The 10,633-nt window shown below is 57.1% G+C and carries 7 protein-coding genes; 5 read left to right on the forward strand and 2 right to left on the reverse strand.

Annotation, left to right across the window (positions count from 1 at the left end):
• Window positions 1-1,033 precede the first annotated feature (1,033 nt).
• The 4 genes from QRN41_RS15690 to QRN41_RS15705 all read left to right on the forward strand — a co-directional run bounded on the left by QRN41_RS15690 (window position 1,034) and on the right by QRN41_RS15705 (window position 7,056).
• Window positions 1,034-1,966: a chemotaxis protein CheV gene (locus QRN41_RS15690; protein WP_285421801.1), complete on the forward strand. Its 933-nt coding sequence runs from the start codon at window positions 1,034-1,036 to the stop codon at window positions 1,964-1,966.
• 79 nt (window positions 1,967-2,045) lie between these two features.
• Window positions 2,046-3,149 carry a cyclic di-GMP phosphodiesterase gene (locus tag QRN41_RS15695; protein WP_285421802.1) on the forward strand — a complete coding sequence of 368 codons (1,104 nt, stop codon included), beginning with the start codon at window positions 2,046-2,048 and terminating at the stop codon, window positions 3,147-3,149.
• 159 nt (window positions 3,150-3,308) lie between these two features.
• On the forward strand, window positions 3,309-5,471 hold the full coding sequence (locus tag QRN41_RS15700) for a methyl-accepting chemotaxis protein (protein WP_285421803.1): 2,163 nt from the start codon (window positions 3,309-3,311) through the stop codon (window positions 5,469-5,471).
• Between the two features lie 151 nt (window positions 5,472-5,622).
• Window positions 5,623-7,056 carry an ArnT family glycosyltransferase gene (locus tag QRN41_RS15705; protein WP_285421804.1) on the forward strand — a complete coding sequence of 478 codons (1,434 nt, stop codon included), beginning with the start codon at window positions 5,623-5,625 and terminating at the stop codon, window positions 7,054-7,056.
• 15 nt (window positions 7,057-7,071) lie between these two features.
• Here the strand turns inward: QRN41_RS15705 and QRN41_RS15710 are convergent, their stop codons facing one another.
• Window positions 7,072-7,560 (reverse strand): TIGR00645 family protein, encoded by a 489-nt coding sequence (locus QRN41_RS15710; protein ID WP_034100811.1) that lies wholly within the window; start codon window positions 7,558-7,560, stop codon window positions 7,072-7,074.
• 164 nt (window positions 7,561-7,724) lie between these two features.
• Here QRN41_RS15710 and QRN41_RS15715 point away from each other — a divergent pair, with 164 nt between their 5' ends.
• On the forward strand, window positions 7,725-9,548 hold the full coding sequence (locus tag QRN41_RS15715; RefSeq protein ID WP_285421805.1) for a hypothetical protein: 1,824 nt from the start codon (window positions 7,725-7,727) through the stop codon (window positions 9,546-9,548).
• Window positions 9,549-9,553: 5 nt separating this feature from the next.
• Here the strand turns inward: QRN41_RS15715 and QRN41_RS15720 are convergent, their stop codons facing one another.
• On the reverse strand, window positions 9,554-9,871 hold the full coding sequence (locus QRN41_RS15720; protein WP_034139361.1) for a PA4575 family protein: 318 nt from the start codon (window positions 9,869-9,871) through the stop codon (window positions 9,554-9,556).
• Window positions 9,872-10,633: the final 762 nt, after the last annotated feature.

The following is a 10,633-nucleotide window of genomic DNA, read 5'->3' on the forward strand; positions in this document are numbered from 1 at the left end:
CCGCGTCGAGCGGATCAAGTAATCATCGGCTTCTTTGACTTCGTAAACGGCGGTAACTATTGTAATAGCCGCTAGTTTTACATTGATTCCCTCAGCACCCTAGAGCTCATTCTTGTCCAAGCGGGTCGCATGCGAAGTGGGCTGCTGGGGCTTCCGAGACGGGCTCTAGGCAATGTATGATTGTTGTAGATAACCCCATGAGGGGCCCAATGTGAGCATCTCGACATAGTTTTTTGCAAGCTTGCGGTAGTAGGTTTCCAAGCGGCTGTCCGCCAATCGGCCGACAGCCGTTAAATAACGCTCCGCTACCGGTCGAAGCTGCACGGCAAACCAGGTTTCAGTTTGCTTCAAGCCTAGGTATTTCATACTAATGTATTGGCTGGAGTAAACAGTATTCCATTAGGTATTCCAACAAAGAAACTGAGTCTTAGCTTTTTGCGGAAAGACAATACGTTACAGCTCGAGTTCAAATTACCCCGGCCCACCATTTGATCAACTAAAGACGTCCACGGACGTCTTTTTTTGTGCCTGAAATCCAGTGAAATCAAGGGTTTCAGGGCCATTGGCCTCCGTACAGGCCTTTTGAGCGCCAGGCGTTTTGGTATCCCCAAGCTTTGGGGATACCAAAACGATGTCAGAGGTGGCCCGCATACCCACCAATGCTCCCCACCACTCCCTTCTGCCAAACCAAGGCAACGAAGACAGCAAAAAACGACTTCATCTTCACTGACGATGACGAGCCTTGGCGTAGGATCAATACCCGTAAAGCCGCACTCAACGCGACTTCATCATTCTAAAAAGCTCCCCCGTCTCCACCCTCAAACTTACCAATCACATTTATTCTCATCACGCACTTAATAAGCTAGCCACCTAACTAATTTAAAACAATCGTCTGAACTCAACCCCATCTGACAACAACTCTCTTTAACCAAACACACCGAGGTGTTTTTTATTTCACAGGTATTTCACATATCCTTACTTATGCTAATGTCATTACGACATCATCGCTATCAAACCCGGATCGGGAGTGTGTATGACAGGTCTTCTGGCTTCCGTTAACAGCCGTACGCAACTGGTCGGGCAAAACCGTCTGGAATTGCTTTTATTCCGGTTCAACGACCATCAGTTATACGGCATCAATGTGTTCAAAGTGCGCGAGGTTATTCGCTGCCCTAAGTTATCTGTACTACCAAAGTCTAATAACAACATTTGTGGCGTGGCGAACATCAGAGGCTCTTCCATCCCCGTTCTAGACCTTGCGATGGCCACTGGGCTGCCGGGTATTACCGATAAGGAGAGCGCTTTTATCATACTTACGGAGTACAACAATCGCGTTCAGGGTTTTCTGGTTTATGCGGTTGAGCACATTGTTAATTTGAATTGGGAGGATATCCATCCTCCGCCCAAGGGCAGTGGTGATAACAATTATCTGACCGCTGTGACCCGCGCGGATGATCGGTTGGTGGAGATCATCGATGTGGAAAAGGTGCTGACGGAAATTTCTCCTACGTCGGAGGAGATTTCCAACGGTGTGGTGGATCACCAGGTGACTCAGTGGGCACGGGATCTGCGTGTGCTCACGGTCGATGACTCAATGGTCGCCCGCAAGCAGGTCACGCGTTGCCTGGAAACCATCGGGGTGGAGGTGGTTGCGCTGAACGATGGGCGTCAGGCCCTGGATTATCTTCGCGCCATGCTCGATGAAGGGCGCGATCCGCAGGAAGAGTTTTTGATGATGATCTCGGACATAGAGATGCCCGAGATGGATGGCTACACCCTGACCGCTGAAGTACGCAGCGATCCGCGCCTGGCGAAGTTGCATATTGTGTTGCACACCTCGCTGTCGGGCGGGTTTAACCAGGCCATGGTCAAGAAAGTCGGGGCCGATGACTTCCTGGCGAAGTTCCGCCCGGATGACTTGGCCGGTCGGGTCGTCACTCGCATCAAGGCGGCCAACGCCAACTGATCCATTCAACCACCACACCATTCACGCCAGGGAGGCTGAGCGGCAATACATAAAAAGAAGAAACAGTAGAGGCCATATCATGACCAAGTGTAATGAGCTCTATCATCAGGCTCCAGACGGCGAAGCAAGGCCTTTCTGGAAGGGTACGCTGGATACCTGCACATCGGGCTGCGCAACCACGTCGCCTAATTCCGCATGCGAACCCGGCACCACAACCACGCCCATCTCCCCTACCTCAATGAAAGACGAGCTGATCGCCGCCCAGGCGGTGTGCACCCGAGCCAAAGCCGCAGTCGTCGAAATGTTCAGCCATGCGCGCATGGGCCGTGCGCTGGAGCTTGAGCCCATCAGCTCGCTAGTGGATGACATTTCCAGCTCGATCGCCCGCCACCCAGACGCTTTTATCAGCCTGGCACGCCTTAAAAGCATCGACGATTACACCTATATGCACTCGGTGGCGGTGTGTGCACTGATGATCGCGCTGGGCGTACAACTCAAGCTGCCGCCCGCGCTCATTCGTCGCGCGGGGCTGGCCGGCCTGCTGCACGACATCGGCAAGATGGCTATTCCAAACGCCATCCTTAATAAACCCGGGCGTTTGAGCAGCGATGAATTGCAAGTGGTCCGCCGCCATCCCCTGGAAGGCGAAAAAACCCTGATGGGCACCGCCCAGATGTGCGACATGGTGGTGGACGTATGCCTGCATCACCACGAAAGAGTTGACGGCACTGGCTACCCTCACGGGCTGGCGGGTGAGCAAATCAGTGTTTTTTCACGCATGGCCGCAGTGTGCGACGTCTATGACGCGGTGACTTCCGACCGCTCCTACAACCAAGGCTGGGACCCCGCCGTGGCCATTCAGCAGATGTCTACGTGGCAGGGGCATTTTGACGATGAAGTATTTCGGGCCTTCCTAAAAGCGGTCGGTATTTACCCCGTGGGCTCTATCGTTCAAATGAAAAGTGGCACCATCGGCGTGGTCATTGAACAACATACTGATTCGCTGTTGACGCCCAAGGTCAAGTTATTCTTTTTACCGGTACTTAATATTTATATCACCCCGAAAGTTATCGATTTGAGTGACCCCGCTCAAACCGATCGCATTATCGCGCGGGTGCCGCCGCAACGTTATGGCTTTAAAAATACCGAACACTTGTGGCTCGACGATAACGAGCCCAACTGATTAGCGCTTGCTGTCATGCAGTATTGACCGATGAAACGATAAGCATCGGCGCTACTGCCTAAGCAGCCCATAGTTAAGCCTTAAGTCTTGTGTGCACAAAGACATTGGAATGCCAGTATCCGGTGATATTGGCAACTATCAGCGCAGGCAGGAAACATCATGAAATTCAACTCATTGCAGACTCGAATTTGCTTTACCGCAGGACTCTGCTTATTCATCTCTTGCGCCAGCCTGGTTTTATATGGGCTGTATTCTTCAAATGCGAATCAAACTTACGTGGGCCGTGAAGTTTCAACGCTGATTGAAAATGCGACCATCCGCGAAGTGCAGAACCTTGCCGAATCGCGCGCAAATGCCATCCAAGCCAAATTGCAGAACGCCCTGGACTCAGCTCGCACAATGGCCAACACCATGAGCGCCAGTAAAAGTGCGCAGAGCCCGCTCGCTCTGGGCCGGGAGCAAATCAACACAATGTTGCTCAGCGTGCTCAAGGACAACTCGGATTTCAACGGCACCTACTCGTGCTGGGAGCCGGATGCCCTGGACGGTCAGGATCAAGCCTCTCGTAACAATGAAGGTGGTAACAACCCGCTGACGGGCCGTTTTACGCCCTATTGGACCCGCAGCTCGGACGGCCATATCGCTGTGCAACCGCTGGTGGAATACGACTCCGACGCGCGTCACCCCAACGGTGTCCTTAAAGGCGGCTGGTACTCCGGCCCCCGCGATACCCAGAAAGAGAGCGTGTTGGACCCGATCCCCTACGTGGTCCAAGGCAAAAACGTGTGGCTGACGACGCTCTCGGTACCCATCACCGCCAATGGTAAGTTCTACGGGGTGGTCGGTGCTGACTTCGATATTTCGTTTATCCAGAAACTCAGTGAGCAAATGTCCGCCGACCTGTATGACGGCAAAGGTTCGGTAACGATCCTGAGCCATCAAGGCTTGGTGGTGGCCAACAGTAAACGCCCCGAACTGATCGGCCAGCCATTGAAGGCATTGCTACCCAACACCTGGGAAAAGGTCTTGGCCAACGTGCAGAAGGGCCAGGGTGACAGTCGGATGAATCAGGACGCCGAGGAGATCGAGGTACAAATGCCGATCACCCTGGGCCGCACCGGCAAACCCTGGGCGATCTTGATCCATTTGCCCAAGGCCGTGGTGATGAGCCAGGCGATTGCGCTGGAGCAGGAGCTGAAGTCCCGCGGGCTGAGCAGCAGCATCTGGCAGGTGGGCGTCGGGCTCAGTATTTCTGTGCTGGCCTTGATTGTGTTGTGGTTTGCCACCGCGAAAATCGTCGGTCCGATCCGTGAGGCCGCGACCCTGGCCGCGACCATCAGTCTTGGGGATTTTTCCCAGCGTCTGGTTCAGAAATCCGAAGATGAAGTCGGGCAGTTGTCTTTTGCCCTGAACGAAATGTCGGACAGCCTGCAACGTCAGGTCAAAGTCGCCGAACGCATCTCCGAAGGCGACCTGGACCTTGAGGTTCGCCTGTCGTCCCCCAACGACACCCTGGGCAAGGCGTTGGAGAAAATGGTCGGCAACTTGAACAACCTGATCTCCCAGGTTCAGGTCAGCGCCACCGAGATCACCGGCAGTTCGGGCCAGGTCACAGAGTTGAGTCAGTCGTTGTCCGAGGGGGCGGCCAACTCCGCGTCGTCCATCACCGAGATCAGTGCGGTCATGACGCAAATGGCCGCGCAAACCACCGACAACGCGGCCAACGCTAAGAAGGCCGATGAGCAGTCACAGGCATCACGCGCGGACGCGGGGGAAAGTGACCAGCTGATGAGCGAGCTGATCGCCGCCATGGCCGAGATCGACAACTCGGGCAAAGACATCACGGCCATCATCACCACCATCGACAATATTGCCGCCCAGACCAACTTGCTGGCCTTGAACGCCGCCATTGAAGCGGCACGTGCCGGCGAACTCGGCCGTGGTTTTGCCGTGGTGGCCGACGAAGTGCGTAGCCTCGCCGCACGCAGTGCCGAAGCCGCCCAGCAAACCGCGGCGCTGATCGCCGACTCGTCGACCAAGACCCAACGCGGCATGGTCATCGCCGGACGCACCGCTGATTCGCTGCGCAATATCGTCAGTGGTACTACGGCGGTCTCAAGCCTGGTGTCCTTGATCTATCAGGCGTCGAGCGAACAAGCCTCCGGGCTGCAGCAAGCCAGTATCGGCCTGGAGCAGATCGATGAAGTGACTCAGCAAAATCAGCACAACTCCCAGCAATGCGCGGTGGCGGCCAAGAACTTGTCGGAACGGGCCAACGCCATGCAGCAAGGGCTGAGCCGTTTCAAGGTCAAAAGCAGCTAGCGCGGCGGCCCGGCCGGGGGCGGTCAACCGCTGCCCTCGGTCCCTTTCATCAACCGCAGGTTCATTCACGAAATGTTAAGAATCGCCTCCCTATACTGACCGACTGCGAGCCGCTCCCCCGAGCGGCGCCCTGCCCCGGTATCCACAACCCATGACGCGCCCCGCCTCTCTGCTGCTCCTGCTTGCTGGCCTGTTGTTTTTCTTTGCTTTGGGTAACCACGAACTGCAAGGCTCCACCGAAGCCCGCGTCGCCGGGATCGCCATGGCGATGCAACTGGACAACGACTGGGTGGTGCCGCAGTTGTTTCGCGAGCCGTTCCTGGAAAAACCACCCCTGAGCCTGTGGCTGGACGCCGGCGCGATTCGCGTGTTCGGCGGCACCACCTGGGCGGTGCGCCTGGCGTCGGCCTTTGCTGGGTTGTTCAGCGTGATGCTGCTGTACGGGATGCTGCGCAAGTTCGGACGTCCGCAAACCCTGGCGTTCAGCGCGGCGTTGATCCTGGCGACCATGGCCAGTTACTGGAGCAATGTGCGGGGTGTCGGCGAGGATGCGTTGCTCAGCCTGGGCGTGACCACCGCCCTGCTGGCGTTCTACCAGGCGGTGCGGCCGGATCGTCAAGGTTCGGCAACCGGCGCCTGGGCGTTGTTTACCGCCGGGATGGTGATCGCCACGTTGAGCAAAGGCGTGCTGGGCCTGGCGATGCCTGGCGTGGTGATCTTTGTGTATCTGGTCAGCACCAGCCTGATGGATAAACGCCTGCGCCTCGGGGACTGGCTCAAGCCGGCGGCGTTTACCCTGCTGGCCCTGATTCCTCTGCTGATCTGGCTGATGTTCCTGTTCCAGCGCGGCGGCCTGCAGGCCGTGGGCGAAGTGCTGTGGACCAATAGCGTCGGACGCTTCAGCGGCGAATTCGTCGAGGCCGGGCATTACGAACCGTTCTATTACTACCTGCTGAAACTGCCGCAAGCGTTCTTACCGTGGAACATCCTCGTGTACCTGGGGCTGTGGCATTTCCGCAAAAGCCTGGTACGTAATCGTTACCGGTTATTTTTCAGCGTTTGGCTGGTGGCGCAGTTCACGTTGCTGACGTTGGCCTCAAGCAAGCGCACGGTATACCTGATGGCCCTGACACCCGCCGCCGCTGTGCTGGCCGCCGAGTATGGGCGGGTCATCTTGGAGTGGCTGAAGGCGCATAAGCCGTCACTCTACAAGTACCACAGACATCTGGTCGGCGGCGTGTTCACGCTAGCGGTGGCGTGTTACCTGACGGCCGCGTTCTGGTTTGCGCCCAAAGCCGATGTACGTCAGTCATTCGTGCCGGTGATCCGCCAGGTTCAGGCATTGCAAGCCGAAGGCAAGGAAGTGGTGTTGTTTCAACCCAACGAACGTATCGCCGGGGCCAGCGTGTTTTATTTGCAGAGCTACTTGAAGATCCTGCAGACAGACGCGCAATTGCACAGTTACCTCGCCGCCAGGCCTGGCAACGTTGCGTTGCTGGACCGTACCGACGGCCTGAGCACGCAGGTCAAGGTGATCAAGGAAATGGCGATCAATCGCCAGCCCTACTACTTCGTCGAGCAGTAAGGCCGGCGCGGCAGGTTAGTGTTTGGTGAGTTTGTCCAGGTAACCCATGGCGAATGCCGAGACCACGAAGGTCATGTGGATGATCACGTACCACATCAGGTGCTGAGGATCGACGTTCTTGGCGTCCATAAAGATGCGCAGCAAGTGGATGGAGGAAATCGCCACGATGGAGGCGGCCACTTTCATCTTCAGCGACGAAGAGTCCATGGTGCCCAGCCAGTTGAGCTTTTCCTTGTTGTCGTCGATATCCAACTGCGAGACGAAGTTCTCGTAGCCAGAAATCATCACCATCACCAACAGGCCGCCGACCAGGGCCATGTCGATCAACGACAACAGCAGCAGGATTACTTCGGCTTCCAACATGGTGAAGATGTTGGGAATGACGTGAATGATTTCCTGGAAGAATTTCAACGCCAGGATCAGCAAGCCCAGGGACAGCCCCAGGTAGATCGGCGCCAGCAACCAGCGCGAGGCGTACATCGCATTTTCGATAAAGCGTTCCATTGGATCTCACACAGCGTGGTTAGAAATGGCGGCGAGTATACCAGCCGCCATCAACGCGCTGTAACCGCGTGAAAACTGACCTGGGCGGCTTCTGTAAGAGAATTTTTCTGCTAGTGTCGAGCCCATCAACTCGGCTCGAAGATGTCGGACAGGAAGAAAATCAGATGATGGATGTGCGATCCCCTTTGGCCGGTTTCGGCCTGTGCGCAGCATTGCTGCTGACGGGCGGCTGCTCCCCTGGCGATGAAAAGAAACAGGCCACCCTCGAAGAGAAAACCGCGCAATTCGAACAATCCTTGGACAGCATCCAAGACCCCAAGCTGCGCGACGCCATCGCCGACCTCGGCGGCTCGCTGCTGTTGCTGGAGCGGGCGCAACTCAAGCTCGCCAACAAGCCCATCGAGCCAGAGTACGGTGAAGACTCCCTGGCCCTGCTCAAGCACTACCCCACGCCCCAGGCGTTGGTGGACACCTACATCAATGGCCTGTTCGTGCTGCGCAAAACCTCCCACTCCGATTACCTGACCGATCTGCAGCCGGTCTTCCCGTTCAATTTCAACCTGCCCGACCAGTTCCCGTTTCCCCACAGCCTGGAATGGCAGTCGGTCACCCTGAGCAACCACAAAGTCATTCCGTTCCAGCCGGAATGGTCGGAAACCGATCCGGGCATCCAACTGAGCCCCAGCAGCTCCAACCTGACCAACCCCGATGATCTGACGGTGACCTACCCGTTCATCGACGGCATCGAGACCGAAAACAAAAGCCAGCCGCAACCGGTGAGCCTCAAGGGCACGGTGGAGGTGATCGCGCCTGGCAATGTGCTGACGTTTGACTTGTCGACCAAGGATGTAGGCCACCCGCGCACTGAAGGCGCGATCAGCGTCAATCTGCTACGTCTGGAGAAGAACTACGCCGAAATCGAACTGACCAACAGTCAGCCCCTGGCGCCCCAAGTCGGCGATGAGTCCCCCAACCCGCTGCTGGTACAGGCGCGCAGCAGCACCGGGCAATTCCTCACCCGTTCGGGATCCATCAATGAAAGCGCGGCTCAGGTGGCGTTCTACCAGAAACAATTGGCCGAGATGCAGAAGCAGAAAGTCTGGTCCGACGCCTTGGAAAAACAGCTCAGCGATGAGCAAAAAGCCTTCGAACACCAGCAGAACACCCATTACGCCAAGGTGTACTTCAATGGGCTGATCGACACCCTGCAAGTCAACGTGCTGGATTTTTCCAAGGCCACGGTGACCCGCAAGGACCTCGACCTGCCGGTGCTTCGCTTCGACAAAAACAGCCTGGAAAAAACCGTGCAAGCCTTGCCCATGCCGGTCACCGTGTATGACGACGGCGCCGCCGATTGGCTCAAGGACGCCACACTGACCGAAGACCAGCTGAAAAACAGCGTCACCATCAACCAGTCCGTCGAAGACGCCAGCGCCGCGACTATCGTGTTCGACCACCCCTTCACGTTCAATGACGATCTGGTGGGCGCAGAGCGCAATAGCACTGAGTCGCCGGTGACCTTCTTTACTGCCGATGAAAAAGGCGAGCGCGGCGAACCGATTGAATTGCCCACCGAGGCTTTTGAGCTGAACCCGGCACGCGGCACTCTCACCTACGACCTCACGCTGTTTCCGGAAAATCCGGCCTATGTAGTGGGCTCGATCCCTTTGTTCCTGGCGACCATCGAGAAAAACCAGATCGACGTGGGCACGTTGCCCAAGGGCCTGTCGCTCAAGGACAACGCGCTGGTTGTCGACCAGAAAGCCTTCCCCTCCGACAGCTGGCGTTTCTATGCCAAGGACGCCAGCGGCCACTACCTCAAGGAAATCCTCGCCGTCAGCCATCGCGCCGCGGAATACGGCACGGCGTTATTCGACGTGCATTACTTCTACGGCCAGCCGAGCGCGCTGGAAGGCTACCAGCGTACTGAGCTGAATACCGTGCAATACGGCTTTGAGGTCAAACTGGACAAGCCCGAGGGCAAATAAGCGGACTACAGAGCGAGCTGCTCGTGGCTGCGGTTGAGCAGTCGAAGATGGGCCTGCAAGTGCAGGCACCAGATCGGCGGGTCCTCGGCCATTTCGTAACCCTGTCGAGTCAGGTTTTCGACGATCGACTCCAGCAGATGGGCTGCCTCGAAGGGGCCGCGAAACGGGCCCTGGGACTTCACCGCGGACGGCTGCTCGCCGGTCATCCCGGCGGCAAACAGCACCGTCCACAGCCCGTTATCCCCAGCGAGAGGGCGAATGGCGCATTCGATACGGGTAGCCAGCCCGAAGTACTGGCGGGTAAGACAGAGGTTGCGCGACATGGCGGCGACCCTCGGTAGTTCGGTGTTCAGCCCCTGCGCGTGGGCGAGGCTGTTGCTGTCCAGCGACTCCTGTGGATATCCCTAATCCTCAGGATAGAAGAAAAACACGACAAACCAAGGCCGTAGAGACCAACGGTGTAGGCCCCTGTAGACACCAGTCAAATTATTGTCATTTCTGCCAACCTTGCGGCGAGCGAACTGGCGCCGCGCGAGACAAGCTCGCTCACCACAAGGATCGGGGTAGAGGCTTGGATTTCCAGCGCCATTTCGCTTGAGAGAAGCGGAAGTCAACGTTCTGTGGCAACACACCAACTCATGTGGTGAGCGGGCTTGCCCCGCGCGAGGCCAGCTCGCTCACCACAGGGATCAGGGCAGAGGCTTGGATTTCCAGCGCCATTTCGCTTGAGAGAAGCGGCAATCAACTCAGGTTCCGTGGCAACACACCAACCCATGTGGTGAGCGGGCTTGCCCCGCGCGAGACAAGCTCGCTCACCACAAGGATCGGGGTAGAGGCTTGGGTTTTCAGCGCCATTTCGTTTGCGAGAAACGGCAGACAACTCAGGTTAGTGGCAACACACCAACCCATGTGGTGAGCGGGCTTGCCCCGCGCGAGGCCAGCTCGCTCACCACAGGGATAGGGGCAGAGGCTTGGATTTCCAGCGCCATTTCGTTTGCGAGAAGCGGCAGACAACTCAGGTTCCGTGGCAACACACCAACCCATGTGGTGAGCGGGCTTGCCCCGCGCTAGGCCAGCTCGCTCAC

Origin of the sequence: Pseudomonas sp. efr-133-TYG-23 (assembly GCF_030209215.1) — a bacterium.
In the GTDB taxonomy this organism is placed as follows: domain Bacteria; phylum Pseudomonadota; class Gammaproteobacteria; order Pseudomonadales; family Pseudomonadaceae; genus Aquipseudomonas; species Aquipseudomonas rhodesiae.